The sequence below is a fragment of the Enterobacter sp. CM29 genome, from assembly GCF_013179605.1.
Classification (GTDB): Bacteria; Pseudomonadota; Gammaproteobacteria; order Enterobacterales; family Enterobacteriaceae; genus Enterobacter; species Enterobacter intestinihominis.
This window is the reverse complement of the sequence record NZ_JABMCU010000042.1, coordinates 1-25,163: the sequence shown is the minus strand read 5'-3', so window position 1 is coordinate 25,163 and position 25,163 is coordinate 1. Positions and strand designations below refer to the sequence as shown.

Genomic DNA, 25,163 nt, shown 5'->3' with positions numbered 1-25,163 from the left:
TCGACAGGGTTATTAACCCTGTCGCCTTCCTCCCCGCTGAAAGTACTTTACAACCCGAAGGCCTTCTTCATACACGCGGCATGGCTGCATCAGGCTTGCGCCCATTGTGCAATATTCCCCACTGCTGCCTCCCGTAGGAGTCTGGACCGTGTCTCAGTTCCAGTGTGGCTGGTCATCCTCTCAGACCAGCTAGGGATCGTCGCCTAGGTGAGCCGTTACCCCACCTACTAGCTAATCCCATCTGGGCACATCCGATGGCAAGAGGCCCGAAGGTCCCCCTCTTTGGTCTTGCGACGTTATGCGGTATTAGCTACCGTTTCCAGTAGTTATCCCCCTCCATCAGGCAGTTTCCCAGACATTACTCACCCGTCCGCCACTCGTCAGCGAAGCAGCAAGCTGCTTCCTGTTACCGTTCGACTTGCATGTGTTAGGCCTGCCGCCAGCGTTCAATCTGAGCCATGATCAAACTCTTCAATTTAAGTTTGATGCTCGTGAATTAAACTTCGTAATGAATTACGTATGTTCACTCAGAGACTTGGTATTCATTTTTCGTCCGAGGACGTTAAGAATCCATGTCACTTTGAGTGCCCACACAGATTGTCTGATAAATTGTTAAAGAGCAGTTGCGACGCGCTTCAGCGCTCTGTCGCGAGGTGGCGTATATTACGCTTTCCTCTTTCAGAGTCAACCCGTTATTTCAGGATTTTTCTCTTCAACCGACCGGGTAGTCTGTGAAGTGATTCACATCTGCCGTGTCGATGGAGGCGCATTATAGGGATCCCAGTTTTTAGCACAAGTATTTTTTAGATCTTTTTTTCCAACTGATGATTTTCCGTGCTTTTCGCTGAAAACCCACCCGATCCGCTTAAAAATTGACGCATTTTGCCTTGCCTCGCTCCAGGAATACGATCAAAGTCTTCTTTAATAACGCTCATCTGTATCGAGGTAGATATGTTTGCAGTATTACGTCCTTATAAACATCTGTTCCCCCAAAAAGGCGATCGCGTGATGATCGATGCCAGCAGCGTGGTCATTGGTGATGTTCGCATGGCCGATGATGTCAGCATCTGGCCACTTGTCGCGATCCGGGGCGATGTTAACTACGTTGCAATCGGTGCACGCACCAATATTCAGGACGGCAGCGTGTTGCATGTGACTCATAAGTCATCTTATAACCCTGAAGGCAACCCGCTCATTATTGGGGAAGATGTTACCGTCGGCCATAAAGTGATGCTCCACGGCTGCACGATCGGTAACAGGGTTCTCGTTGGGATGGGATCGATTTTGCTGGATGGCGTCATTGTAGAAGATGACGTAATGATTGGCGCAGGGAGTCTTGTTCCGCAAAACAAGCGTCTTGAAAGTGGGTATCTCTATTTAGGCAGCCCGGTTAAACAGATCCGCCCCCTAAAAGAGACGGAGATCGAAGGATTGAAATACTCAGCGAACAATTACGTTAAATGGAAAAATGACTATCTGGATCAGGATAACCAGACCCAACCCTGATCGTCTTCCTGCTGATCGCGGATCAAATCGCTGGCATCCTCTTCCAGGTCCCAGCGATTTTCGCAAAAGACCGCTAACGGATCTGCCCCCCCAAAGCGCTGAAGCAACGTTTCCCCTTTAATCGCACAGGTGAGCTGCATTCCATGCACCAGCACCGGGAAACAAACCGCTTGCTTGTTTTCATCCCAGATTTCTCTGTCGGGAAAATGAATCGCCTGATTCACGCCGTCAGTTCCTGTTTCAGCTTTTCAATCACCTGTTCTACAGCGGGTAACACGCCATGCCAGAGTAGCACCGCATGAGCCGCCTGCCCCACCAGCATTCCCAGACCATCAGCCACGTGTTTTGCCCCCTGTTGTTCGCACCAGGTCAGAAAAGGCGTTTTCCCTTTTTGATAAAACATGTCATAGGCGTAGATGTGGGAATGAATCAGGGATGCAGGAATCGCCGGGATCTCTCCATTAATACCGCTTGAGGTGGCATTAATCACAAGATCAAATTCGTGACGCGCGAGATCGTCAGGTGCTACCGCAGCTACGCTGCCTGTGTGTGCGAACAACGCCGCCAGCTCTTCTGCTCTGGAGAAAGTACGGTTGGTGATTGTCACCGCACAATCCAGCGAAAGAAGAGGAAGCAATACGCCGCGCGAGGCGCCACCCGCGCCGATCAGCAGGATCCGAAAGCCTGGTTTAATAAACGACAATCGCTCCAGATCGCTGAGTAAACCAATCCCATCGGTGTTATCGCCCAGAAGGCGACCATCTTCAAGCCGCTTAAGAGTATTGACGGCGCCAGCGAGCGACGCACGTTCGGTCAGTTCATCCGCGCGCCCGAAAGCCTCTTCTTTAAAAGGCACCGTGACGTTCGCACCTTTACCACCCGCATCAAAAAAGCTATTCAGCGTCGGTATAAATGCATCAACAGGCGCAAGAACCCGACCATACGGGTGATCTATATGCAATTGCTCCGCAAACAGCCGATGGATCAGAGGCGACTTGCTGTGCGCGATCGGGTTACCAAAAACAGCATAGGTTTCCATCACATTATCCCTGGCGAAAACGTTCGCCGGTCAAGGCATCGCGAATTTCTGACGGGTTAAGACGACCACCGGTTTCACCCACGGCAACAGGGAAATCATTCCCGAACTGCGCCAGAACTTCTTCGGTTGTCCGACAAGGGGGAAGCCCGGTCAGGTTGGCGCTGGTTGAAACCAGAGGTTTACCAAATGCCTGGCATAACTCCACCACCAGCGGATGGTCGGTGACACGTACCGCGAGTGAATCGAAACGCCCGGTTAACCAGCGCGGCGTTGTCGGCTGTGCAGGAAAAACAAACGTCACGGGACCAGGCCACGCAGAGAAAATGGTTTCCCGCTGTGCAGGTGTCAGCATGGAATCATCAATATAAGGCTTAAGCTGCTCGTAGTTCGCAGCGATCAAAATCAATCCTTTTTCGACAGGCCGCTGTTTTAGCGCCAGCAGACGGTTAACGGCGACTTCGCTGTCAGGATCACACCCGACCCCGAAAACGGCTTCTGTTGGATAGGCGATGACTTCTTCTTTTTTCAGGATTTCCACCGCCTGCGCGATGGAGCCTGATGGCAGGTTATTATTCACTGATTTGATCCGCCGAAACCGGCTTTCCACATTGTTTACTGGCGCAAAAGCGTTTCAAGCCTTGCGCGGTTTTCTTCTCTATAAGTAACGGATAATCGCAATGAGAGCAGACGCCCGCTACTGGTTTGAAATTGATGACGAACTGGCATTCAGGATAGCGATCGCACGAATGGAAGGTCTTGCCATAACGAGAGCGCCGCTGCACCAATTGGCCACGCTGGCACTGAGGGCAGGCAATTGCCGTTTCATCTGGCTTATCAATTTGTTCCGTATGTTCACACTCCGGGTAGCGGCTGCATCCGATAAACATCCCGAACCGCCCCTGCCGCAGCGCCAGTTCACCGCCACAGAGAGGACAAAGCTGTCCCTCCAGAATTTTGACGATATGTCCATCCGCCTGGCTTTTCAGGGGACGGACATAATCACATTCCGGATAGTGTGAACAACCGAGAAACGGACCGTGTTTCCCGGACCGAATAACAAGTTCTGCCCCGCACTGTGGGCAGGGCTCGTTTTTATGCACCGTGAAGAGTGCTGATTTGGCCATAACAACTCTTGTTGCTGCACATAGAATTAATGCAGCATACCTTCATTCACTTCAAAGAGTAATTCTTCCATTTGCTGATAGGCATTTTCACAGCCTGGAATGTTGAACAGAACCATCAGGATCACCCATTTCAGATCTTCCAGTTCAAACTCAGCAGTATCCAGCGCCATGACGCGCTCTATCACCATCTCTCTCGTTTCGAGGTTTAGCACCTGAATCTGCTCGAGGAATAAAATGAATCCCCGGCAGCTGGCATCCAGCCTTTCACACTCTTCAGCTGTATAGATGCGCACAGACAATGGGTCAGAAGCAAGCTGCATCGGTTCGGCGAGGCCGTCCTGATAATCAGCCAACTTATCCAGCCACATCAACGCATTATATATATCTTCCCGCTCAAAACCTGCGTCGGTCAGATCCCGTGTTAATTTGTCCTGATCCACCTGCATTTCTGCTTCGTTGTGGATGTAAGTTTCAAACAAATACATCAGTACGTCGAACATGGCATGCCCTCCTTAATCGGACATAGCCGCCGGGTACAGCTGCGATCCACCCTGCTAACTCCAGTTCGAGTAGCTGTGCTACCGTTACTGGCACAGGTTGGCCGGCACGTTCAGCGACAACGTCAACAGGTGTTACCTCATCTCCTACGTTAGCCAGGAGCTTGGGAAATGGCAATGCTACTGCCTCCTGATCCGATGAAATATGTCGCTTTTGGAGATCATCCTGCAACCAATGCAGTCCATACTGCAAATTTTCAAGGATATCTTCTTTGCAGGTCACCAGCGTCGCCCCCTGTTTTATCAGCCAGTGAGGGCCTTCGCAGCCGGGGTTCCCCAACGGGCCGGGCAGCGCAAAAACTTCACGCCCCTGCTCCAGTGCGCACCTTGCGGTAACCAGCGATCCACTCCGAATCGCAGCTTCGACCACCAGCACACCCTGGCTTAACCCACTGATGATCCGGTTACGCCGTGGAAAGTTACCCGGTCTGGGCGGTGTTGAGAGTGAAAACTCAGACACTATTGTCCCCTCTGAAGCGATAAGTTGCTCAGCCAGAATGTGATGACGACGCGGATAGAGACTAAAAAGACCATTGCCAAGCACGGCGACACTTCGCCCTTTTGCAGACAACGCCGCATGATGTGCTACACCGTCGATGCCGCAAGCCAGACCACTGGTGATCGTAAAGCCACATTGGGACAGCTGTTCGCTCAGCATTTTCCCCCAACGCTCGCCATACCACGAGGGCGCACGGCTGCCCACAACCGCAAGCTGCATGCTATTAAGCACGTCAACGCGGCCTCGCACAAATAGCGCCCCGGGAAAATCAGGGATAGAACGCAACAATGGCGGGAAGCGAGGATCATCCGCCGTGAGAAGGTGGTTGTCGGCGTGTTCCAGCCATTCCAGACTACGTTCAAGCTCACTCTCGCTGAACGAAAAAAACTTTACGGCATGTTTGGGCGAAAGCCCTGACGCGTTGACAGCTTCAGCATCGACGGTTGCCTGGCGAAGCAGCCTCTGCGCAATCTCCAGCATCGCATCACCGTATAACGACCCAATGTTTATAAGCCGTAACCATACCTCTGTGGACGTCATCCTTTTCCCTGCCATAAGCAGCCTCAGCAATCTTTGCGATTGGTCACTGATGCTGTCAATCGACCGGGGATTTGTCTAGAATAGAAGTAATATTCTTATCAACTCCTGAACACGACTCTGGAAATTTATGGCAGTTTTGCAAGTGTTACATATTCCTGACGAGCGCCTTCGCATCGTCGCGGAACCGGTTAAAGAAGTGAATGCAGAAATTCAGCGTATCGTCGATGATATGTTCGATACCATGTACGCTGAAGAAGGCATTGGCCTTGCCGCGACCCAGGTAGACATTCACAAACGTATTATTGTGATCGACGTTTCTGAAAGTCGTGATGAGCGCCTGGTGCTGATCAACCCTGAGCTGCTGGAAAAAAGCGGCGAAACAGGTATTGAGGAAGGCTGTCTGTCTATCCCTGAACAGCGCGCTTTGGTGCCACGTGCCGAAAAAGTTAAAATCCGCGCACTGGATCGTGACGGCAATCCGTTTGAGCTGGAAGCCGACGATCTGCTGGCGATTTGCATTCAGCATGAGATGGATCACCTGGTCGGTAAACTGTTTATCGATTACCTCTCACCTCTGAAGCAACAGCGTATTCGTCAGAAAGTTGAGAAACTGGATCGTTTGCGTTCTCGCGCTTAACGCCCCCGGATACAAGGAATAACGTGTCTACATCACTACGTATAATCTTCGCGGGTACCCCTGATTTTGCAGCGCGTCATCTCGACGCGCTGTTAACGTCTGGCCATCAGATTGTTGGCGTATTTACTCAGCCGGACCGTCCGGCTGGCCGCGGTAAAAAACTGATGCCTGGCCCGGTTAAGGTACTGGCAGAAACACATGGTTTACCGGTTTTCCAGCCTGCGTCATTACGACCTGAGGAAAACCAGAAGTTAGTGGCAGACCTGAACGCGGACGTGATGGTAGTTGTGGCTTACGGCCTCATTCTGCCGAAAGCGGTACTTGATATGCCCCGCCTGGGCTGTGTTAACGTTCATGGTTCTTTGCTCCCACGCTGGCGTGGTGCAGCCCCTATTCAGCGCGCTCTGTGGGCAGGCGATGCTGAAACTGGCGTGACAATCATGAAGATGGACGTAGGTTTAGACACGGGCGACATGCTGTATAAACTGGCGTGTCCCATCACCGCAGAAGATACCAGCGCCACGCTGTATGACAAGCTGGCGGATCTCGGCCCGCAGGGGCTGATTGAGACGCTGCAACAGCTTGCTGACAATACAGCGACACCTGAAGTGCAGGATGAGGCACAGGTGACCTATGCTGAGAAACTGAGTAAAGAAGAAGCCCGGATCGACTGGTCCCTGTCAGCAGCTCAACTCGAACGCTGCATCCGCGCCTTTAATCCATGGCCGATGAGCTGGTTGATGATTGATGAGCAGCCAGTGAAAGTCTGGAAAGCTTCAGTTATTAACGGCAATGCATCGGCAGAGCCCGGTACGATTATCGACGCCAGCAAAAACGGTATCCAGGTTGCGACCGGAGAAGGGATACTGAATCTTGAATCGCTGCAACCGGCCGGTAAAAAGGCAATGAGCGCGCAGGATCTATTAAATTCTCGTCGTGAATGGTTCATCCCTGGCAATCGCCTTGCCTGAACAAATTTATTCTTAAGGCCCGGTGTTTCCGGGCATTTTTATTTTTACGGTTATGAAAAGACAAAATCTACGCACTATGGCGGCTCAGGCCGTTGAGCAGGTTATCGAGCAGGGCCAGTCACTGAGTAATGTCCTGCCTCCACTGCAACAAAAGGTTTCCGATAAAGACAAAGCCCTGCTTCAGGAGCTGTGCTTTGGCGTGCTGCGCACCCTCTCTCAGCTTGAGTGGTTGATTAACAAGCTGATGTCACGCCCGATGAGCGGCAAGCAGCGTACCGTGCATTATTTGATCATGGTCGGTTTCTACCAGCTTCTTCATACCCGCATTCCACCTCATGCTGCGCTGGCCGAGACAGTGGAGGGTGCCGTTGCGATTAAACGTCCTCAGCTAAAAGGATTGATCAACGGCGTGCTGCGTCAGTTCCAGCGTCAGCAGGACGAACTGCTGGCAGAATTTGCGCAAAGCGAAGCGCGCTTCCTTCACCCTGAATGGCTGCTGAATCGCCTTAAAAAAGCCTACCCACAGCAATGGCAAGACATTGTGGATGCCAATAATCAACGTCCGCCGATGTGGTTACGCGTCAATCGTAACCATCATACACGCGACGCATGGCTGGCCCTGCTGGAAGAGGCCGGAATGAGCGGCTTCACACACGCTGCTTATCCTGATGCGGTTCGTTTAGCCTCCCCTGCACCGGTACATGCATTACCCGGTTTTGAAGAGGGCTGGGTAACGGTACAGGACGCATCTGCTCAGGGCTGCATGACCTGGCTTGAGCCGAAAGACGGGGAGCAGATCCTCGATCTCTGTGCAGCGCCAGGGGGGAAAACAACGCACATTCTGGAAGTGGCTCCGCAGGCCAGCGTGATGGCCGTGGATGTTGATGAGCAGCGCCTTTCACGCGTCTATGACAACCTTAAGCGTCTGGGTATGAAAGCACAGGTTAAGCAAGGCGATGGACGCAAACCCGCTGACTGGTGTGGTGATACCCGGTTCGATCGCATTTTGCTGGACGCCCCCTGCTCAGCAACCGGCGTGATTCGTCGTCATCCCGATATCAAATGGCTGCGTCGCGATCGTGATATCAAGGAGCTTGCCCAGTTGCAATCCGAAATTCTGGATGCCATCTGGCCGCATCTCAAACCCGGCGGAACCCTGGTGTATGCAACCTGCTCTGTTCTCCCGGAAGAGAACAGTCAGCAAATTGCGGCTTTCCTGAAACGCACCCCGGACGCTACGCTGCACGATACGGGAACGCCTGAGCACCCGGGTCTGCAAAACCTGCCGGGCGCAGAAGAGGGTGATGGCTTCTTTTACGCTAAGCTAATCAAAGAGTGATGTTGAGAACAGGTCACAAAAGATGAAAATTATCATTCTGGGCGCAGGGCAAGTTGGCGGAACGCTGGCGGAAAATCTCGTGGGCGAAAACAACGATATCACCATTGTGGATACCAATGGCGATCGCCTGCGCGTTTTGCAGGACAAGTTCGACCTCCGCGTTGTTCAGGGGCACGGCTCTCATCCACGTGTGCTTCGGGAAGCGGGCGCGGACGATGCCGACATGCTGGTTGCAGTAACCAGTTCTGATGAAACCAACATGGTTGCATGTCAGGTGGCCTACTCGCTTTTCAACACCCCAAACCGCATCGCCCGCATTCGTTCTCCGGACTATGTCCGGGATGCGGAGAAGCTGTTTAATTCCGAAGCGGTACCCATCGACCATCTTATTGCGCCTGAACAGCTGGTTATCGACAGTATTTATCGTCTGATTGAGTACCCGGGCGCGTTGCAGGTTGTGAACTTTGCTGAAGGGAAAGTAAGCCTGGCGGTCGTGAAGGCTTATTACGGGGGCCCGCTGATTGGTAATGCCCTGTCGACAATGCGCGAGCATATGCCACATATCGATACGCGTGTTGCGGCGATTTTCCGTCACGACAGACCTATTCGTCCGCAAGGTTCCACCATTGTAGAAGCCGGGGATGAAGTCTTCTTTATTGCGGCTTCTCAGCATATCCGTGCGGTGATGAGTGAACTACAGCGTCTCGAAAAACCGTATAAACGTATTATGCTGGTTGGCGGCGGTAATATTGGCGCAGGTCTGGCGAGACGGCTGGAAAAAGACTACAGCGTGAAGCTGATCGAACGGGATCAACAACGCGCGTCAGAGCTGGCTGAAAAACTTCAGAATACCATCGTGTTTTATGGCGATGCTTCGGATCAGGAATTGCTGGCCGAAGAGCATATCGATCAGGTTGATCTTTTTATTGCCGTCACCAACGACGACGAAGCGAATATTATGTCCGCCATGCTCGCTAAACGTATGGGGGCGAAAAAAGTTATGGTGCTTATCCAGCGTAAGGCTTATGTCGATCTGGTACAGGGTAGCGTAATTGATATTGCTATTTCACCCCAGCAAGCCACCATCTCTGCCCTGCTAAGCCATGTGCGTAAAGCGGATATTGTCGGCGTGTCATCTCTTCGTCGTGGTGTTGCTGAAGCCATTGAAGCCGTCGCTCACGGGGATGAAACGACGTCACGCGTTGTTGGTCGCGCAATCGATGAAATTAAACTTCCACCAGGCACCATTATCGGCGCAGTAGTGCGAGGTAATGATGTGATGATCGCCAATGATAATTTACGTATTGAGCAGGGTGACCACGTTATTATGTTCCTGACCGATAAAAAATTTATTACCGACGTCGAGCGTTTATTCCAGCCAAGCCCGTTCTTCCTGTAATGATTTGGGTGCTCAGACGAGGGCACCCAAATATTAACCTTCTAATTTTCATGCCTTTTATTTTTCATAACGATTATTTATCCCCAATGGCAATTAGCTAATCATTTGTTAAACTTATAGGCGTCAGCTGGCACAAGGAGAACATAATGAGTTTTATTAAAGAATTTCGCGAATTTGCGATGCGCGGGAATGTGGTGGATTTGGCTGTGGGTGTCATTATTGGTGCGGCGTTCGGTAAGATCGTTTCATCATTAGTCGCCGACATTATTATGCCGCCGTTAGGACTGTTGATTGGAGGCATTGATTTCAAACAATTCGCCTTCACCCTTCGGGAAGCTCAGGGCGATATCCCTGCGGTTGTAATGCACTACGGCGTATTCATTCAGAACGTATTTGATTTCGTGATCGTGGCATTTGCCATTTTCATGGCGATCAAACTTATCAACAGACTTAACCGTAAAAAAGAAGAACCGGCTGCTGCCCCGCCAGCACCAACTAAAGAAGAAGTCTTACTGACTGAAATTCGCGATCTGTTAAAAGAGCAGAATAACCGCGTTTAATCAGGCGAGAGAAACAGAAAGGCCAGTGGTAAAAAAGCGATTAGCTTGCTTGCCACTGGCCTCCCAGTTACCACGTTGTGCATGTTTACCTTTACGCAAATAACTCCCTTTTCCCTTCTTGTTCTTCTCAACACGCTGTCTAAAAAGCGGGTCGTGAAGCAATGCCTCAATGGCGTTATCCTTAATTTGTCCCTTAGTATGCTGATAGCGGCTCATCATTTCTCCTGAGCATAGTTAATGTCGGCGGGAGTCTAGTCCGTGGCTGATAAAAAATCAACAACCCTGAGTTTCACTACTGGCGCCCTGTTCAAGGGCTTCCAGTATTGAGCAATAAACACTGCTGTGAGCAGTACCGCAGCACGCGTCATTCAGCCTTTGTAGAGATCGTTGCATGGCCTGCAGCTCCTGAATTCGTCCTTCAACTTCATCCAGCCGGGCCTGAACGATGCTTTTAGATTCCTGACATGTATGATGTTCAGGATCGATACGGATCGACAGCAGTTCACGGATCGACTCCAGCGTGAAGCCGAGTTGCCGGGCATAGCGGATAAAACGAAGGCGTTGCAGGTCGTTATCCGTATAAAGGCGAAATCCACCTTCTGTTCTGACCTCATGATCGATCATCTGCTGCTTTTCGTAGTAGCGGATAGTATCCGGCGTTACGTTAGCAAGCTTAGCAAGTTCACCTATGCGGTACATGGCTACTCCTCGTTTATTTTTTGCATTAACCTTTCACTGTACTCACCATGCAAAAAGTCAGTATTCATTCCCGTCTGGCGCAGTTTTATTTCGATGAGCGCTAATCGACGGCTGATTTCGGAGTACCGCGGGTCATTCTTATGAATGCCTTTAAGCAGATCGGCAAGCTCGACGGCTTCATTGCGTTGCTGAAGTTCAGGGGGTAAACAACCTGCGTTTTTCAGTAAGCGATAACCGGCTCGTAATTCAGGGGGAATGTGTGAATCATCGTCCAGCACCAGTGGCTCACCGCTACCGGGGAGATTTTCAAACTCGCCTTTGTTTTGGGCATCGCTAATATGGCGTTCAGCCCACTGATCGAGCAACCACATAATGAACTCCAGGGGATGAGCAGAAAAGATACAGACATTGTAGATAAGTGGAGATTCTGCGGATATAAAAAAACCCGCCGAGGCGGGTTTTTTTACGTTACTACAGATTACTCTGCAGCAGCTTCTGCTTTCTCTGAACGATCAACCAGCTCGATGTATGCCATCGGCGCGTTGTCGCCTGCACGGAAGCCACACTTCAGAATGCGAGTGTAACCACCGGCACGGCTCGCGAAACGCGGGCCCAGTTCGTTAAACAGTTTTGCCACGATCTCGTTATCACGAGTACGGGCGAATGCCAGACGACGATTAGCAACGCTGTCAGTCTTGGCAAGAGTAATCAGCGGCTCAACTACGCGACGCAGCTCTTTCGCTTTAGGCAGGGTCGTCTTGATGATTTCATGACGAACCAGTGAACCTGCCATGTTGCGGAACATAGCCTGGCGATGGCTGCTGTTGCGGTTCAGTTGACGACCACTCTTACGATGGCGCATGACCTTATCCTTCTCAGTAAAACCTTAACCTGTGATCCGGTTACTCGTCAGCAATGCTTGCCGGTGGCCAGTTTTCCAGGCGCATGCCCAGAGACAGACCACGTGAAGCCAGCACGTCTTTAATCTCGGTAAGAGATTTTTTACCCAGGTTCGGCGTTTTCAGCAACTCAACCTCGGTACGCTGTACCAGATCACCGATATAGTGGATAGCTTCTGCCTTGAGGCAGTTAGCAGAGCGGACAGTCAATTCCAGATCGTCAACAGGGCGCAGCAGGATCGGATCGAATTCTGGTTTCTCTTCTTTCACTTCCGGCTGACGTACATCACGTAAGTCAACGAAAGCTTCCAGTTGTTCTGCCAGGATGGTTGCCGCACGACGAATCGCCTCTTCAGGATCGATTGTGCCATTGGTTTCCATTTCGATGACCAGCTTGTCCAGGTCGGTACGCTGTTCTACACGCGCTGCTTCAACATTGTAGGCAATACGCTCTACAGGGCTGTAGCATGCGTCGACCAGCAGACGGCCGATTGGGCGCTCATCTTCTTCCGAATGAATTCGGGCAGAAGCCGGCACATAACCACGACCGCGCTGAACTTTGATACGCATGCTAATAGCTGCGTTCTCATCGGTCAGGTGGCAGATCACGTGCTGCGGCTTGACGATTTCAACATCACCGTCGTGGGTGATGTCGGCTGCAGTCACAGGGCCAATGCCAGATTTATTCAGAGTAAGAATAACTTCATCTTTACCCTGAACTCTCACCGCCAGCCCTTTCAGGTTGAGCAGGATTTCAAGGATATCTTCCTGAACGCCTTCTTTGGTGCTGTACTCATGAAGTACACCATCAATCTCAACCTCGGTCACCGCGCAACCCGGCATCGATGAGAGCAGAATACGGCGCAGTGCGTTACCCAGAGTATGGCCAAAGCCACGCTCTAAAGGCTCAAGGGTCACCTTGGCGTGCGTCGAACTCACTTGCTCGATATCTACCAGGCGCGGTTTTAGAAACTCTGTCACAGAACCCTGCATTGTGTCCTCTCTTTGGTACTAAGCTTTACTTGGAGTAAAGCTCGACGATCAGGTGTTCGTTAATGTCCGCAGACAGATCAGAACGCTCAGGCTGACGCTTGAACGTACCTTCCATCTTGCCAGCATCAACTTCCAGCCAGGTTGGCTTTTCACGCTGCTCAGCCAGCTCCAGAGCGGCTTTCACGCGAGATTGCTTTTTCGCTTTCTCACGAATGCTAACAACGTCATTCGCTTTAACCTGATAAGAAGCGATGTTAACAACACGACCGTTTACCATGATTGCTTTATGGCTAACCAACTGGCGTGATTCAGCACGAGTCGCGCCGAAGCCCATACGGTATACAACGTTGTCCAGACGACCTTCCAGCAGAGCCAGCAGGTTTTCACCTGTGTTGCCTTTCAGACGTGCTGCTTCTTTATAGTAGTTACGGAACTGACGCTCCAGCACACCGTAGATACGGCGAACTTTTTGCTTTTCACGCAACTGCACACCATAGTCAGACAGACGCGGTTTACGCGCACCGTGCTGGCCAGGAGCTTGTTCAATTTTACACTTGGTATCGATCGCGCGAACGCCAGACTTAAGGAATAAGTCGGTGCCCTCACGACGGCTCAGCTTGAGCTTAGGACCCAAATATCTTGCCATTTTCTATCTCCAACTAACCTAAAAAACGAGCGTTATACGCGACGTTTTTTCGGCGGACGACAACCGTTATGAGGGATCGGAGTCACATCAGTAATATTCGTGATGCGGAAACCAGCGGCGTTCAGAGCGCGAACAGTAGATTCACGACCCGGACCCGGACCTTTAACCATAACTTCCAGATTCTTGATGCCGTATTCTTTTACGGCTTCAGCGCAACGCTCTGCTGCAACCTGAGCTGCGAACGGAGTGGATTTGCGAGAACCACGGAAACCGGAACCACCGGCTGTTGCCCAACCCAATGCGTTACCCTGACGATCAGTAATAGTAACGATGGTGTTGTTGAAAGAAGCATGGATATGAGCCACGCCGTCAGAGACTTGTTTTCTTACACGTTTACGTGCACGAACTGGTGCCTTTGCCATTATTCAATCACCCCGATTATTTCTTGATCGGTTTGCGCGGACCCTTACGGGTACGTGCGTTGGTCTTAGTACGCTGACCGCGCACTGGCAGACCACGACGATGACGCAAACCGCGATAGCAACCAAGATCCATCAGGCGCTTGATGCTCATGCTGATTTCACGGCGCAGATCACCTTCAACGACAAATTTGGCAACTTCGTCACGCAGCGTGTCGATTTGTTCTTCAGACAGCTCACTGATCTTAACATCTTCAGCGATACCCGCTGCAGCCAGAATGGCTTTGGAACGGGTCTTGCCGACGCCGTAGATCGAAGTTAATGCGATCACAGCATGTTTCTGATCAGGAATGTTAATGCCTGCTATACGGGCCACTATGCACTCCTACTATTTAATATGTACGCACCATGCTGAAAAGCCCGTTTTCAGGATACTCAAATGGAAACGTACAGACATACAAAAGATTGGCTGGCTAATCTAGCCAGCTCAACCCAACTTTGCAAGAAAAATATGCGAAATAATCAGCCTTGGCGCTGTTTATGCTTCGGCTCGGCACTGCAAATCACACGGATGACACCATCACGCTTAACGATTTTGCAGTTACGGCATAATTTCTTGACGGAAGCACGAACTTTCATTTTTACTCTCCGTAACTTCTCAGACGACCATTTAGCGGCCGTAGCCTTTCAGGTTCGCCTTCTTCAATGCAGACTCATACTGACTGGACATCATCAGAGTTTGCACTTGAGCCATAAAGTCCATAATCACGACAACAACGATAAGCAGTGAGGTCCCACCGAAGTAGAACGGTACTTTCATTGCATCACGCATGAACTCCGGGATCAGGCAGATAAAAGTAATATAAAGCGCACCAACCAAAGTCAGGCGAGTCATTACTTTATCGATATACTTCGCCGTTTGCTCTCCCGGACGAATTCCTGGTACAAATGCACCGGACTTCTTCAGGTTATCTGCTGTTTCACGCGGGTTGAAGACCAACGCCGTGTAGAAGAAACAGAAGAAGATGATCGCAGACGCATAGAGTAACACATAAAGTGGTTGCCCAGGCTGCAAATACAGCGAAATTGTTGTCAGCCAGTTCCAACCAGTACCGCCCCCGAACCATGACGCGATGGTTGCCGGGAACAGAATAATACTGGAAGCGAAGATAGCCGGGATAACCCCCGCCATATTCACTTTCAGCGGTAAATGTGTGCTCTGTGCAGCATAGACACGACGACCCTGCTGACGTTTAGCGTAGTTCACCACAATGCGGCGTTGACCACGTTCAACGAAGACAACAAAGAACGTCACTGCAAATACTAATACTGCAACCAACAGCAACAGGAGGAAGTGCAGGTCGCCTTGACGCGCTTGCTCGATAGTATGGGCGATGGCCGGCGGGAGACCCGCAACGATACCGGCGAAGATAATGATTGAGATACCGTTACCGATACCTCGTTCAGTAATCTGTTCGCCGAGCCACATCAGGAACATGGTCCCTGTGACCAGACTTACAACAGCGGTGAAATAGAATGCAAAGCCTGGGTTTAATACCAGGCCCTGCATACCAGGCATATTCGGAAGACCGGTAGCAATACCGATCGACTGGAATATTGCCAGCACCAGAGTGCCGTAACGGGTGTACTGGCTAATCTTACGACGTCCAGACTCCCCTTCTTTCTTCAACTCTGCCAGGGCCGGATGAACGACCGTCAGCAGCTGGATAATAATCGATGCCGAAATGTACGGCATAATACCCAGTGCGAAAATAGAAGCACGGCTGAGAGCACCACCAGAGAACATGTTGAACATTTCAATGATGGTGCCTCGCTGTTGCTCAAGCAGTTTGGCAAGTACAGCGGCATCAATACCAGGGATCGGAATAAAAGAGCCAATACGGAACACAATCAGCGCGCCGATTACAAACAGCAGTCTGCGTTTCAGCTCGCCAAATCCACCTTTGGCACTTTGAAAATCTAATCCCGGTTGCTTAGCCATCTGCTACTTATTCCTCAATTTTACCGCCAGCAGCTTCGATAGCAGCACGAGCACCTTTAGTAACACGCAGGCCACGAACAGTTACCGGAGTAGAAACTTCACCAGACAGGATCACTTTCGCGAACTCGATCTGGATGCCGATAATGTTAGCCGCTTTCAGCGTATTCAGGTCTACAACGCCGCCTTCAACTTTCGCCAGGTCAGACAGACGGATTTCCGCTGTAATCGCTGCTTTGCGAGAGGTGAAGCCGAACTTCGGCAGACGACGGTACAGTGGCATCTGGCCACCCTCGAAACCGCGACGTACGCCACCGCCAGAACGAGAGTTCTGACCTTTGTGACCACGACCACCGGTTTTGCCGAGGCCAGAACCGATACCACGACCCAGGCGTTTACCCGCCTTTTTAGAGCCTTCGGCCGGAGACAGAGTATTTAAACGCATCTCTTACTCCTCAACTTTAACCATGAAGTAAACCGCGTTGACCATACCACGAACAGCAGGAGTATCCTCGCGCTCAACGGTATGACCAATACGACGCAGACCCAGGCCAAGCAGCGTTGCCTTGTGTTTCGGCAGACGACCGATTGCACTGCGGGTTTGAGTGATTTTAATAGTCTTTGCCATGGTCAATTACCCCAGAATTTCTTCAACGGATTTACCACGCTTGGCAGCGACCATTTCTGGAGAATTCATATTTTCCAGGCCATCAATAGTTGCACGAACCACGTTGATCGGGTTGGTGGAACCATATGCTTTAGCCAGAACGTTATGAACTCCAGCAACTTCCAGAACGGCGCGCATTGCACCACCGGCGATGATACCGGTACCTTCGGAAGCTGGCTGCATGAATACACGAGAACCCGTGTGAACACCTTTAACTGGGTGTTGCAGGGTACCGTTGTTCAGCGCGACGTTAATCATATTGCGACGGGCTTTTTCCATCGCTTTCTGGATCGCTGCTGGAACTTCACGCGCTTTACCGTAACCAAAACCAACGCGACCGTTACCATCACCCACTACAGTCAGAGCTGTGAAGGAGAAAATACGACCACCTTTAACGGTTTTAGATACGCGGTTTACCGCGATCAGCTTTTCCTGCAGTTCGCCAGCCTGTTTTTCGATGTGAGCCATCTTACACCTCTACCTTAGAACTGAAGGCCAGCTTCACGGGCAGCATCTGCCAGTGCCTGGACACGACCATGATATTGGAACCCGGAACGGTCAAAGGAAACATTGCTGATGCCTTTTTCCAGAGCGCGTTCTGCAACAGCTTTACCTACAGCTGCAGCGGCGTCTTTGTTACCGGTATACTTCAATTGTTCTGAGATAGCTTTTTCTACAGTAGAAGCAGCTACCAGAACTTCAGAACCGTTCGGTGCAATTACCTGTGCGTAAATATGACGCGGGGTACGATGTACCACCAGGCGAGTTGCACCCAGCTCTTTGAGCTTGCGGCGTGCGCGGGTCGCACGACGGATACGAGCAGATTTCTTATCCATAGTGTTACCTTACTTCTTCTTAGCCTCTTTGGTACGCACGACTTCGTCGGCGTAACGAACACCCTTGCCTTTATAAGGCTCAGGACGACGGTAGGCGCGCAGATCTGCTGCAACCTGACCGATCAGCTGTTTATCAGCGCCTTTCAGCACGATTTCAGTCTGAGTCGGGCATTCTGCAGTGATTCCGGCCGGCAGCGGATGCTCAACAGGGTGTGAGAAGCCCAGAGACAGGCCTACTGCATTCCCTTTGATAGCTGCACGATAACCTACACCAACCAGCTGAAGCTTTTTAGTGAAGCCTTCGGTAACACCAACAACCATTGAGTTCAGCAGGGCACGCGCGGTACCAGCCTGAGCCCATCCATCCACGAAACCATCACGTGGACCGAAGGTCAGAGCGTTATCTGCATGTTTAACTTCAACAGCTTTGTTGAGGGTACGAGTCAGCTCGCCGTTTTTACCTTTGATCGTAATAACCTGACCGTCGATTTTGACATCAACGCCGGCAGGAATAACGACCGGTGCTTTAGCAACACGAGACATTCTTTCCTCCGATTAGGCTACGTAGCAGATAATTTCGCCACCAAGACCAGCCTGGCGCGCTGCACGATCAGTCATAACACCTTTAGAGGTAGAAACAACTGCGATACCAAGACCAGCCATTACTTTTGGCAGCTCATCTTTTTTCTTATAGATGCGCAGGCCTGGGCGGCTGACACGCTGAATGCTTTCTACAACAGCTTTACCCTGGAAATACTTGAGAGTAAGTTCCAGTTCCGGCTTGGTGTCGCCTTCAACTTTAAAATCTTCGATAAAACCTTCTTCCTTCAGCACGTTGGCAATTGCCACTTTCAGCTTGGCGGAAGGCATGGTGACCGCAACTTTGTTCGCGGCCTGACCGTTACGGATACGGGTCAGCATATCCGCGATCGGATCTTGCATGCTCATCTGTCTTTACTCCCGTGATTCAATTGGTAATTACCAGCTAGCCTTTTTCAAGCCTGGTACTTCACCGCGCATGGCGGCTTCACGCAGTTTGATACGGCTCAACCCAAACTTGCCCACATAACCATGTGGACGACCTGTTTGACGACAGCGGTTACGCTGACGAGACGGGCTGGAATCACGCGGCAGAGACTGCAGCTTGAGAACCGCATTCCAACGATCTTCGTCGGAAGCGTTCACATCAGAAATGATCGCTTTCAGTTCAGCGCGTTTAGCGAAGAATTTATCAGCTAAAGCTACGCGCTTTACTTCGCGTGCTTTCATTGATTGCTTAGCCATTCAGTAACCCTACCTTACTTGCGGAACGGGAAGTCAAAGGCAGCCAGCAGAGCACGGCCTTCTTCATCAGATTTCGCAGTAGTGGTAATGGTAATATCCAAACCACGCACGCGGTCGACTTTATCGTAGTCGATTTCTGGGAAGATGATCTGCTCACGGACACCCATGCTGTAGTTACCACGACCGTCGAAAGACTTAGCGGACAAGCCACGGAAGTCACGGATACGTGGAACAGCAATAGTGATCAGGCGCTCAAGGAACTCCCACATGCGTTCGCCACGCAGAGTTACTTTACAGCCGATCGGATAGCCCTGACGGATTTTGAAGCCTGCAACAGATTTGCGTGCTTTGGTGATCAGCGGTTTTTGACCGGAGATTGCTGTCAGGTCAGCTGCTGCGTTATCCAGCAGTTTCTTGTCAGCGATCGCTTCACCAACACCCATGTTCAGGGTGATCTTCTCGACCCGAGGGACTTGCATGACAGAATTGTAGCTAAACTCAGTCATGAGTTTGTTAACTACTTCGTCTTTGTAGTAATCATGCAGTTTCGCCATCGTACTACTCCAAATTACTTGATAGTTTCGCTGTTAGACTTGAAGAAACGGACTTTTTTGCCGTCTTCGAATCTAAAGCCTACACGGTCAGCCTTACCGGTAGCCGCATTGAAGATTGCAACGTTAGAAACCTGAATAGCAGCTTCTTTTTCAACGATGCCGCCTGGTTGGTTCAGGGCCGGAACCGGCTTCTGATGTTTCTTAACCAGGTTGATACCTTCAACGACGAGTTTGCCGGAAGACAGAACATTTTTTACTTTACCGCGTTTACCTTTATCTTTACCGGTTAACACGATAACTTCGTCATCACGACGGATTTTCGCTGCCATGATTCGCTCCTTAGAGTACTTCTGGTGCCAGAGAGATAATTTTCATGAACTTCTCAGTACGAAGTTCACGAGTTACCGGCCCAAAGATACGCGTGCCGATAGGCTGCTCGCTGTTATTGTTTAAAATAACGCATGCATTACCATCGAAGCGAATGACAGAACCGTCAGGGCGACGAACACCCTTCTTGGTGCGCACCACTACCGCCTTCAGCACATCACCTTTTTTGACCTTACCACGTGGAATTGCTTCCTTGATGGTGATCTTGATGATGTCGCCTACGCCTGCGTAGCGACGGTGCGAGCCACCCAGAACCTTGATACACATTACGCGACGTGCACCGGAGTTGTCGGCGACGTTCAGCATAGTCTGTTCTTGGATCATTTTAGTGCTCCGCTAATGTCAACTACTACCTGAGACTCTAAAATCAGAGCCGTTAAAAAGCCCCATATCGAGGGCGCGGCATTATAACACCGCTTCTGCAATATGGGTAGAAAAAATAAACGGCTCATTGCTGAGCCGTTTATTCGTATTGAGAATGCGTACTCTATTACAGAACCGCTTTCTCTACAACGCGAACCAGCGTCCAGGACTTAGTCTTGGACAGTGGACGGCATTCACGGATTTCAACCTTGTCGCCGATACCACATTCGTTGTTCTCGTCATGTACGTGCAGTTTGGTCGTACGCTTGATGAATTTACCGTAGATCGGGTGTTTCACAAAACGTTCGATAGCTACAACAATGGATTTCTCCATTTTATCGCTAACAACACGACCTTGCAGAGTACGGATTTTATCGGTCATTACGCACCCGCCTTCTGAGTCAGTAAAGTCTTAACGCGCGCAACATTGCGACGCACTTGCTTCAGCAGGTGAGTCTGTTGCAGCTGGCCACTTGCAGCCTGCATACGCAGGTTGAACTGCTCACGCAGCAGGTTCAGCAGCTCAGCGTTCAGCTCTTCAACGCTTTTTTCACGCAGCTCTTTTGCTTTCATTACATCACCGTCTTAGTTACAAAGGTGGTTTTGATAGGCAGTTTCGCTGCTGCCAGGCCGAAGGCTTCACGGGCCAGCTCTTCCGGTACACCGTCCATTTCATAAAGGACTTTGCCCGGTTGGATCAAGGCAACCCAGTACTCCACGTTACCTTTACCTTTACCCATACGAACTTCCAGTGGCTTCTCGGTGATCGGTTTGTCCGGGAATACACGGATCCAGATCTTACCTTGACGCTTAACTGCACGGGTCATTGCACGACGTGCTGCTTCGATCTGACGTGCAGTCAGACGACCACGGCCAACAGCTTTCAGACCGAAAGTGCCGAAGCTAACATCCGTACCCTGCGCCAGACCACGGTTGCGGCCTTTGTGCACTTTACGGAATTTTGTACGCTTTGGTTGTAACATCAGCGACGCTCCTTATTTACGGCCTTTACGCTGCTGCTTTTTAGGTTGAGCAGCCGGTTTTTCCGGTTGTTCAACAGCAGCCATACCACCCAGGATCTCACCTTTGAAGATCCATACCTTAACGCCGATTACACCGTAAGTGGTGTGCGCTTCAGAGGTATTGTAGTCGATGTCAGCACGCAGAGTGTGCAGCGGTACGCGACCTTCGCGGTACCATTCGGTACGTGCGATTTCCGCGCCGCCCAGACGGCCGCTAACTTCAACTTTGATACCCTTAGCGCCCAGACGCATTGCGTTCTGTACAGCACGCTTCATAGCACGACGGAACATAACACGACGTTCCAGCTGAGAAGTGATGCTGTCAGCAACCAATTTAGCGTCCAGTTCAGGCTTACGAACTTCAGCGATATTGATCTGTGCAGGAACGCCAGCGATATCCGCTACGACCTTGCGCAGTTTTTCTACGTCTTCGCCTTTCTTACCGATAACGATGCCAGGGCGAGCAGTGTGAATAGTCACACGGATGCTCTTAGCTGGACGCTCGATAACGATACGAGATACAGACGCTTTAGCCAGTTCCTTAGTCAGGTACTGACGTACTTTAAAATCGCTGTCCAGGTTGTCAGCGAATTCTTTGGTGTTCGCAAACCAGGTAGAGTTCCATGGTTTTACAATACCCAGGCGAATACCATTAGGATGTACTTTCTGACCCATTGCTAGTCTCCAGAGTCTCAGCGATCGGACACAACCACAGTAATATGGCTGGTGCGCTTCAGGATGCGATCTGCACGACCTTTCGCACGCGGCATAATGCGCTTCATGCTTGGGCCTTCATCTACGAAAATTTTCGCGACTTTCAGATCGTCGATGTCAGCGCCATCGTTGTGTTCAGCGTTAGCAATGGCAGATTCCAGTACTTTCTTGACCAATACCGCAGCTTTCTTGTTGGTATAGGTCAGGATGTCCAGGGCCTGCGACACTTTCTTACCGCGAATCAGGTCAGCAACAAGGCGAACCTTCTGTGCAGAAGAACGAGCATGGCGATGTTGAGCTAAAGTTTCCATCTCTTCCTCCTACCTTATTTCTTCTTCGCTTTTTTATCAGCAGCGTGGCCGCGATAAGTACGAGTCGGTGCGAATTCACCCAGTTTGTGACCAACCATTTCGTCGGTAACAAAGACTGGAACGTGCTGACGACCATTATGGACAGCGATGGTCAAACCGATCATGTTAGGAAAGATCGTTGAACGACGGGACCAAGTGCGCAGGGGCTTCTTGTCTCCGCTTTCCACCGCTTTCTCTACCTTCTTCAGCAAGTGCAGGTCAATAAAAGGACCTTTCTTGAGAGAACGTGGCATGGCTTATCCTCTAAAATTATTTGCTACGGCGACGTACGATAAATTTATCAGTACGCTTGTTGCTGCGGGTCTTCTTACCTTTGGTCTGAACGCCCCACGGAGTTACCGGGTGCTTACCAAAGTTACGACCTTCACCACCACCATGTGGGTGATCGACTGGGTTCATCGCAGTACCGCGAACGGTAGGACGAACACCACGCCAGCGTGCAGCACCAGCTTTACCCAGAACGCGCAGCATATGCTCAGCATTGCCAACTTCGCCCAGAGTAGCGCGGCAGTCTGCTTCGACTTTACGCATTTCACCAGAACGCAGACGCAGGGTGACATAAGCACCGTCACGCGCAACGATCTGAACGTAAGTACCCGCGGAACGCGCCAGCTGACCGCCTTTACCTGGTTTCATTTCTACGTTATGAACGGTAGAACCAACCGGGATATTGCGCATCGGCAGGGTGTTGCCTGCTTTGATTGCAGCATCAACGCCAGACTGAATCTGGTCGCCAGCTTTCAGGCCTTTAGGGGCCAGGATGTAACGGCGTTCGCCATCTTTGTACAGAACCAGCGCGATGTTCGCGGAACGGTTCGGATCGTACTCAAGACGCTCAACAACTGCTGGGATACCGTCTTTGTTGCGTTTGAAGTCAACAATACGATAAGCCTGCTTGTGGCCACCACCGATGTGACGAGTGGTGATACGGCCATTGTTGTTACGACCACCGGATTTGCTGTTTTTTTCCAGCAACGGAGCAAAAGGTTTGCCCTTGTGCAGCTCAGGGTTAACCACTTTAACTACGTGGCGACGACCCGGAGATGTCGGTTTACATTTAACAACTGCCATTGTATTACTCCTCCGACTTACTCAGCGCCGCCAACGAAGTCCAGGTTCTGGCCTTCTTTCAGGGTGACGTAAGCTTTTTTCCAGTCGCTACGACGACCGATACGCTGTCCGTGACGTTTAACTTTCCCTTTAACTACCAGGGTGTTAACGACTTCGACTTCGACTTCAAACAGTTTCTGCACAGCAGCTTTGATCTCTGCTTTGGTCGCGTCTTTAGCAACTTTGAGAACGATGGTGTTTGTTTTTTCCATCGCAGTAGACGCTTTTTCAGAAACGTGCGGTGCGCGCAGCACCTTCAGCAGACGTTCTTCACGAATCATGCCAGCATCTCCTCAACTTGCTTAACAGCATCAGCAGTCATTACGACTTTGTCGAAGGCGATCAGGCTAACCGGGTCGATACCAGTCGCGTCGCGTACGTCAACCTTATGCAGGTTACGCGCGGCCAGGAACAGGTTCTCGTCCAGCTCACCGGTGATGATCAGCACATCTTCCAGAGCCATGTCTTTCAGTTTCTGTGCCAGCAGCTTAGTTTTAGGCGCTTCAACAGAGAACTTCTCGACAACGATCAGACGATCCTGACGTACCAGTTCGGACAGGATGCTTTTCAGCGCGCCGCGGTACATCTTTTTGTTAACTTTTTGACTGTGGTCCTGTGGACGCGCAGCGAAGGTCACGCCACCTGAACGCCAGATCGGGCTCTTGATAGAACCTGAACGCGCACGGCCGGTACCTTTCTGGCGCCATGGCTTTTTGCCTGAACCAGTTACTTCAGCACGAGTCTTCTGAGCACGAGTACCCTGACGAGCACCAGCTGCATAAGCAACAACAACCTGGTGAACCAGCGCTTCGTTGAAATCACGACCGAAGGTAGTTTCGGAAACAGTCAGCGCGCTCTGCGCGTCTTTCAATACTAATTCCATTGCTATCCCCTTACGCCTTCACAGCTGGTTTAACGATCAGGTCGCTACCGGTTGCACCCGGGACCGCACCTTTAACCAGCAGCAGGTTGCGCTCAGCGTCAACACGTACTACGTCCAGGCTCTGAACGGTTACACGTTCGTTGCCCAGCTGACCTGCCATTTTCTTGCCTTTGAACACTTTGCCCGGAGTCTGGTTCTGACCGATAGAACCCGGAACGCGGTGAGACAAGGAGTTACCGTGAGTAGCGTCCTGGGTACGGAAGTTCCAGCGCTTAACGGTACCAGCAAAACCTTTACCTTTAGAGGTACCGGTTACGTCAACTTTTTTAACGTCAGCAAACAGCTCAACGCTAATGTCCTGACCTACGGTGAACTCTTCGCCTTCAGCAAGACGGAATTCCCACAGACCACGGCCAGCTTCTACGCCAGCTTTAGCGAAGTGACCCGCTTCTGGTTTGGTTACACGGTTAGCTTTTTTAGCACCAGTGGTCACCTGAACAGCGCGGTAGCCATCGTTAGCCAGATCTTTAACCTGGGTAACGCGGTTTGCTTCAACTTCGATTACGGTTACTGGGATTGAAACGCCATCTTCAGTGAAGATGCGGGTCATGCCCACTTTTTTACCGACTAAACCAATCATTGTATCAACCTCTCAATCGCTCGATGACCTGATTAACCCAGGCTGATCTGCACGTCTACACCGGCAGCCAGATCCAGACGCATCAGAGCATCAACGGTTTTCTCAGTTGGCTCAACGATGTCAACCAGACGCTTGTGAGTGCGGATCTCGTACTGATCACGCGCATCTTTGTTAACGTGCGGAGAGATCAGAACGGTAAAGCGCTCTTTGCGGGTCGGCAGCGGGATCGGACCACGGACTTGCGCACCAGTGCGCTTAGCAGTCTCGACGATTTCCGCGGTTGATTGATCGATCAGACGATGATCAAACGCTTTAAGGCGGATACGGATTCTTTGGTTCTGCATGAGACCAGAGCTCCAATTATTTTATAAACGAAAATGATTACTCCTCAAACCCATTACGATTGATGGGAGAGTGTAACCGTTCTTACGTAGCTCCCCAATTGGGAGCATTGTTGAGTAACAAAGTGAGCTACTCTGGTTCAGATTGAACCCGCCGTCAATTAC

Annotated in this window: 43 protein-coding genes and 1 rRNA gene; 6 read left to right on the top strand and 38 right to left on the bottom strand. The window is 50.9% G+C overall.

Going from position 1 to position 25,163, the window contains the following annotated elements; genetic code table 11:
• Nucleotides 1–478, bottom strand: a 16S ribosomal RNA gene (locus tag HP459_RS07860); the annotation flags it as partial.
• Between the two features lie 473 nt (nucleotides 479–951).
• On the opposite strand from HP459_RS07860, the gene HP459_RS07855 reads away from it, so the two are divergent.
• Nucleotides 952–1,506, top strand: a complete 555-nt coding sequence (locus HP459_RS07855) for a gamma carbonic anhydrase family protein (RefSeq protein ID WP_032626749.1) — start codon at nucleotides 952–954, stop codon at nucleotides 1,504–1,506.
• Here the strand turns inward: HP459_RS07855 and HP459_RS07850 are convergent.
• From HP459_RS07850 to dprA, 6 genes are read right to left on the bottom strand one after another with little or no spacing between them, the layout of a single operon-like run.
• Complete coding sequence (locus tag HP459_RS07850) at nucleotides 1,482–1,730, bottom strand: DUF1488 domain-containing protein (protein ID WP_032626752.1); 249 nt, start codon at nucleotides 1,728–1,730, stop codon at nucleotides 1,482–1,484. The two genes, HP459_RS07855 and HP459_RS07850, sit on opposite strands and share 25 nt — an antisense overlap.
• Nucleotides 1,727–2,545, bottom strand: a complete 819-nt coding sequence (gene aroE, locus HP459_RS07845) for a shikimate dehydrogenase (protein ID WP_171936084.1) — start codon at nucleotides 2,543–2,545, stop codon at nucleotides 1,727–1,729. Before aroE ends, HP459_RS07850 begins: the two co-directional genes overlap by 4 nt.
• A gap of 4 nt (nucleotides 2,546–2,549) precedes the next feature.
• Complete coding sequence (gene tsaC / locus HP459_RS07840; protein WP_022649580.1) at nucleotides 2,550–3,122, bottom strand: L-threonylcarbamoyladenylate synthase type 1 TsaC; 573 nt, start codon at nucleotides 3,120–3,122, stop codon at nucleotides 2,550–2,552.
• A complete protein-coding gene (locus HP459_RS07835; RefSeq protein ID WP_023298754.1) occupies nucleotides 3,115–3,669 on the bottom strand; it encodes a type I DNA topoisomerase in 555 nt (184 codons plus the stop codon). The genes tsaC and HP459_RS07835 overlap by 8 nt, the downstream gene beginning before the upstream one ends.
• 26 nt (nucleotides 3,670–3,695) lie before the next feature.
• Nucleotides 3,696–4,169 carry a DUF494 family protein Smg gene (gene smg, locus HP459_RS07830; protein WP_000460665.1) on the bottom strand — a complete coding sequence of 158 codons (474 nt, stop codon included), beginning with the start codon at nucleotides 4,167–4,169 and terminating at the stop codon, nucleotides 3,696–3,698.
• Nucleotides 4,141–5,265, bottom strand: coding sequence for a DNA-protecting protein DprA (gene dprA / locus HP459_RS07825; RefSeq protein WP_045309191.1), 1,125 nt, complete (start codon nucleotides 5,263–5,265; stop codon nucleotides 4,141–4,143). Before dprA ends, smg begins: the two co-directional genes overlap by 29 nt.
• Nucleotides 5,266–5,392: 127 nt before the next feature.
• On the opposite strand from dprA, the gene def reads away from it, so the two are divergent.
• The 5 genes from def to mscL all read left to right on the top strand — a co-directional run bounded on the left by def (nucleotide 5,393) and on the right by mscL (nucleotide 10,171).
• A complete protein-coding gene (gene def, locus HP459_RS07820) occupies nucleotides 5,393–5,902 on the top strand; it encodes a peptide deformylase (RefSeq protein ID WP_150312970.1) in 510 nt (169 codons plus the stop codon).
• A 23-nt stretch (nucleotides 5,903–5,925) separates the two neighbouring features.
• Nucleotides 5,926–6,873, top strand: coding sequence for a methionyl-tRNA formyltransferase (gene fmt, locus HP459_RS07815; RefSeq protein ID WP_023298756.1), 948 nt, complete (start codon nucleotides 5,926–5,928; stop codon nucleotides 6,871–6,873).
• Nucleotides 6,874–6,925: 52 nt separating this feature from the next.
• Nucleotides 6,926–8,212 (top strand): 16S rRNA (cytosine(967)-C(5))-methyltransferase RsmB, encoded by a 1,287-nt coding sequence (rsmB, locus tag HP459_RS07810; RefSeq protein WP_026080642.1) that lies wholly within the window; start codon nucleotides 6,926–6,928, stop codon nucleotides 8,210–8,212.
• A gap of 22 nt (nucleotides 8,213–8,234) precedes the next feature.
• Nucleotides 8,235–9,611 carry a Trk system potassium transporter TrkA gene (gene trkA, locus HP459_RS07805; protein WP_003863337.1) on the top strand — a complete coding sequence of 459 codons (1,377 nt, stop codon included), beginning with the start codon at nucleotides 8,235–8,237 and terminating at the stop codon, nucleotides 9,609–9,611.
• Between the two features lie 146 nt (nucleotides 9,612–9,757).
• Nucleotides 9,758–10,171: a large-conductance mechanosensitive channel protein MscL gene (mscL, locus tag HP459_RS07800; protein ID WP_003863335.1), complete on the top strand. Its 414-nt coding sequence runs from the start codon at nucleotides 9,758–9,760 to the stop codon at nucleotides 10,169–10,171.
• On the opposite strand, the gene HP459_RS07795 is transcribed toward mscL, so the two are convergent.
• The 31 genes from HP459_RS07795 to rpsJ all read right to left on the bottom strand — a co-directional run bounded on the left by HP459_RS07795 (nucleotide 10,172) and on the right by rpsJ (nucleotide 25,001).
• Nucleotides 10,172–10,387, bottom strand: a complete 216-nt coding sequence (locus HP459_RS07795) for an alternative ribosome-rescue factor A (protein WP_022649585.1) — start codon at nucleotides 10,385–10,387, stop codon at nucleotides 10,172–10,174. It abuts the gene before it with no gap.
• Between the two features lie 57 nt (nucleotides 10,388–10,444).
• Nucleotides 10,445–10,870 (bottom strand): Zn(2+)-responsive transcriptional regulator, encoded by a 426-nt coding sequence (zntR, locus tag HP459_RS07790; RefSeq protein WP_003863328.1) that lies wholly within the window; start codon nucleotides 10,868–10,870, stop codon nucleotides 10,445–10,447.
• 2 nt (nucleotides 10,871–10,872) lie between these two features.
• Nucleotides 10,873–11,241 (bottom strand): DUF1992 domain-containing protein, encoded by a 369-nt coding sequence (locus HP459_RS07785; RefSeq protein WP_022649586.1) that lies wholly within the window; start codon nucleotides 11,239–11,241, stop codon nucleotides 10,873–10,875.
• A 107-nt stretch (nucleotides 11,242–11,348) separates the two neighbouring features.
• Entirely contained in the window at nucleotides 11,349–11,732 is a 384-nt protein-coding gene (gene rplQ / locus HP459_RS07780) for a 50S ribosomal protein L17 (RefSeq protein WP_001216368.1), read from the bottom strand.
• A gap of 40 nt (nucleotides 11,733–11,772) precedes the next feature.
• The gene (gene rpoA / locus HP459_RS07775; RefSeq protein WP_002919219.1) at nucleotides 11,773–12,762 is read right to left on the bottom strand and encodes a DNA-directed RNA polymerase subunit alpha; all 990 of its coding nucleotides are present in this window, start codon (nucleotides 12,760–12,762) and stop codon (nucleotides 11,773–11,775) included.
• A gap of 25 nt (nucleotides 12,763–12,787) precedes the next feature.
• Entirely contained in the window at nucleotides 12,788–13,408 is a 621-nt protein-coding gene (gene rpsD, locus HP459_RS07770) for a 30S ribosomal protein S4 (protein ID WP_003863314.1), read from the bottom strand.
• 32 nt (nucleotides 13,409–13,440) lie between these two features.
• On the bottom strand, nucleotides 13,441–13,830 hold the full coding sequence (gene rpsK / locus HP459_RS07765) for a 30S ribosomal protein S11 (RefSeq protein ID WP_003863312.1): 390 nt from the start codon (nucleotides 13,828–13,830) through the stop codon (nucleotides 13,441–13,443).
• A 16-nt stretch (nucleotides 13,831–13,846) separates the two neighbouring features.
• Nucleotides 13,847–14,203, bottom strand: a complete 357-nt coding sequence (gene rpsM / locus HP459_RS07760; protein WP_003863308.1) for a 30S ribosomal protein S13 — start codon at nucleotides 14,201–14,203, stop codon at nucleotides 13,847–13,849.
• A 146-nt stretch (nucleotides 14,204–14,349) separates the two neighbouring features.
• A complete protein-coding gene (rpmJ, locus tag HP459_RS07755) occupies nucleotides 14,350–14,466 on the bottom strand; it encodes a 50S ribosomal protein L36 (RefSeq protein ID WP_000868187.1) in 117 nt (38 codons plus the stop codon).
• Nucleotides 14,467–14,497: 31 nt separating this feature from the next.
• Nucleotides 14,498–15,829, bottom strand: coding sequence for a preprotein translocase subunit SecY (gene secY / locus HP459_RS07750; RefSeq protein WP_003863305.1), 1,332 nt, complete (start codon nucleotides 15,827–15,829; stop codon nucleotides 14,498–14,500).
• Nucleotides 15,830–15,836: 7 nt separating this feature from the next.
• A complete protein-coding gene (gene rplO / locus HP459_RS07745; protein ID WP_014885468.1) occupies nucleotides 15,837–16,271 on the bottom strand; it encodes a 50S ribosomal protein L15 in 435 nt (144 codons plus the stop codon).
• A gap of 3 nt (nucleotides 16,272–16,274) precedes the next feature.
• Nucleotides 16,275–16,454, bottom strand: coding sequence for a 50S ribosomal protein L30 (gene rpmD, locus HP459_RS07740; protein ID WP_003863301.1), 180 nt, complete (start codon nucleotides 16,452–16,454; stop codon nucleotides 16,275–16,277).
• A 6-nt stretch (nucleotides 16,455–16,460) separates the two neighbouring features.
• Nucleotides 16,461–16,961 (bottom strand): 30S ribosomal protein S5, encoded by a 501-nt coding sequence (rpsE, locus tag HP459_RS07735; RefSeq protein WP_003863299.1) that lies wholly within the window; start codon nucleotides 16,959–16,961, stop codon nucleotides 16,461–16,463.
• A 14-nt stretch (nucleotides 16,962–16,975) separates the two neighbouring features.
• Nucleotides 16,976–17,329, bottom strand: coding sequence for a 50S ribosomal protein L18 (gene rplR / locus HP459_RS07730; RefSeq protein WP_003863297.1), 354 nt, complete (start codon nucleotides 17,327–17,329; stop codon nucleotides 16,976–16,978).
• Between the two features lie 9 nt (nucleotides 17,330–17,338).
• Nucleotides 17,339–17,872 carry a 50S ribosomal protein L6 gene (rplF, locus tag HP459_RS07725; protein WP_003863296.1) on the bottom strand — a complete coding sequence of 178 codons (534 nt, stop codon included), beginning with the start codon at nucleotides 17,870–17,872 and terminating at the stop codon, nucleotides 17,339–17,341.
• A 12-nt stretch (nucleotides 17,873–17,884) separates the two neighbouring features.
• The gene (rpsH, locus tag HP459_RS07720; RefSeq protein ID WP_006178918.1) at nucleotides 17,885–18,277 is read right to left on the bottom strand and encodes a 30S ribosomal protein S8; all 393 of its coding nucleotides are present in this window, start codon (nucleotides 18,275–18,277) and stop codon (nucleotides 17,885–17,887) included.
• Nucleotides 18,278–18,307: 30 nt separating this feature from the next.
• Nucleotides 18,308–18,613, bottom strand: coding sequence for a 30S ribosomal protein S14 (rpsN, locus tag HP459_RS07715; RefSeq protein ID WP_003863291.1), 306 nt, complete (start codon nucleotides 18,611–18,613; stop codon nucleotides 18,308–18,310).
• Between the two features lie 14 nt (nucleotides 18,614–18,627).
• Complete coding sequence (gene rplE, locus HP459_RS07710; protein WP_022649589.1) at nucleotides 18,628–19,167, bottom strand: 50S ribosomal protein L5; 540 nt, start codon at nucleotides 19,165–19,167, stop codon at nucleotides 18,628–18,630.
• 14 nt (nucleotides 19,168–19,181) lie between these two features.
• A complete protein-coding gene (gene rplX, locus HP459_RS07705) occupies nucleotides 19,182–19,496 on the bottom strand; it encodes a 50S ribosomal protein L24 (RefSeq protein ID WP_003863287.1) in 315 nt (104 codons plus the stop codon).
• 10 nt (nucleotides 19,497–19,506) lie between these two features.
• Nucleotides 19,507–19,878 (bottom strand): 50S ribosomal protein L14, encoded by a 372-nt coding sequence (rplN, locus tag HP459_RS07700; protein ID WP_002919748.1) that lies wholly within the window; start codon nucleotides 19,876–19,878, stop codon nucleotides 19,507–19,509.
• 166 nt (nucleotides 19,879–20,044) lie between these two features.
• Nucleotides 20,045–20,299 carry a 30S ribosomal protein S17 gene (gene rpsQ / locus HP459_RS07695; RefSeq protein WP_002438707.1) on the bottom strand — a complete coding sequence of 85 codons (255 nt, stop codon included), beginning with the start codon at nucleotides 20,297–20,299 and terminating at the stop codon, nucleotides 20,045–20,047.
• On the bottom strand, nucleotides 20,299–20,490 hold the full coding sequence (rpmC, locus tag HP459_RS07690; RefSeq protein ID WP_003863282.1) for a 50S ribosomal protein L29: 192 nt from the start codon (nucleotides 20,488–20,490) through the stop codon (nucleotides 20,299–20,301). Before rpmC ends, rpsQ begins: the two co-directional genes overlap by 1 nt.
• Nucleotides 20,490–20,900 carry a 50S ribosomal protein L16 gene (rplP, locus tag HP459_RS07685; RefSeq protein WP_002919759.1) on the bottom strand — a complete coding sequence of 137 codons (411 nt, stop codon included), beginning with the start codon at nucleotides 20,898–20,900 and terminating at the stop codon, nucleotides 20,490–20,492. The genes rpmC and rplP overlap by 1 nt, the downstream gene beginning before the upstream one ends.
• A gap of 12 nt (nucleotides 20,901–20,912) precedes the next feature.
• Nucleotides 20,913–21,614: a 30S ribosomal protein S3 gene (gene rpsC / locus HP459_RS07680; protein WP_000529945.1), complete on the bottom strand. Its 702-nt coding sequence runs from the start codon at nucleotides 21,612–21,614 to the stop codon at nucleotides 20,913–20,915.
• Nucleotides 21,615–21,631: 17 nt separating this feature from the next.
• Nucleotides 21,632–21,964: a 50S ribosomal protein L22 gene (gene rplV, locus HP459_RS07675; protein WP_002919773.1), complete on the bottom strand. Its 333-nt coding sequence runs from the start codon at nucleotides 21,962–21,964 to the stop codon at nucleotides 21,632–21,634.
• 14 nt (nucleotides 21,965–21,978) lie between these two features.
• Nucleotides 21,979–22,257, bottom strand: a complete 279-nt coding sequence (gene rpsS, locus HP459_RS07670) for a 30S ribosomal protein S19 (protein WP_001138117.1) — start codon at nucleotides 22,255–22,257, stop codon at nucleotides 21,979–21,981.
• A gap of 16 nt (nucleotides 22,258–22,273) precedes the next feature.
• A complete protein-coding gene (rplB, locus tag HP459_RS07665; protein ID WP_000301859.1) occupies nucleotides 22,274–23,095 on the bottom strand; it encodes a 50S ribosomal protein L2 in 822 nt (273 codons plus the stop codon).
• Between the two features lie 17 nt (nucleotides 23,096–23,112).
• Nucleotides 23,113–23,415, bottom strand: coding sequence for a 50S ribosomal protein L23 (gene rplW, locus HP459_RS07660; RefSeq protein WP_000617546.1), 303 nt, complete (start codon nucleotides 23,413–23,415; stop codon nucleotides 23,113–23,115).
• On the bottom strand, nucleotides 23,412–24,017 hold the full coding sequence (rplD, locus tag HP459_RS07655; RefSeq protein WP_000424395.1) for a 50S ribosomal protein L4: 606 nt from the start codon (nucleotides 24,015–24,017) through the stop codon (nucleotides 23,412–23,414). The genes rplW and rplD overlap by 4 nt, the downstream gene beginning before the upstream one ends.
• Before the next feature lie 10 nt (nucleotides 24,018–24,027).
• Complete coding sequence (gene rplC, locus HP459_RS07650; RefSeq protein WP_006178923.1) at nucleotides 24,028–24,657, bottom strand: 50S ribosomal protein L3; 630 nt, start codon at nucleotides 24,655–24,657, stop codon at nucleotides 24,028–24,030.
• 32 nt (nucleotides 24,658–24,689) lie between these two features.
• Nucleotides 24,690–25,001 (bottom strand): 30S ribosomal protein S10, encoded by a 312-nt coding sequence (rpsJ, locus tag HP459_RS07645; RefSeq protein WP_001181005.1) that lies wholly within the window; start codon nucleotides 24,999–25,001, stop codon nucleotides 24,690–24,692.
• Between the last annotated feature and the right edge of the window lie 162 nt (nucleotides 25,002–25,163).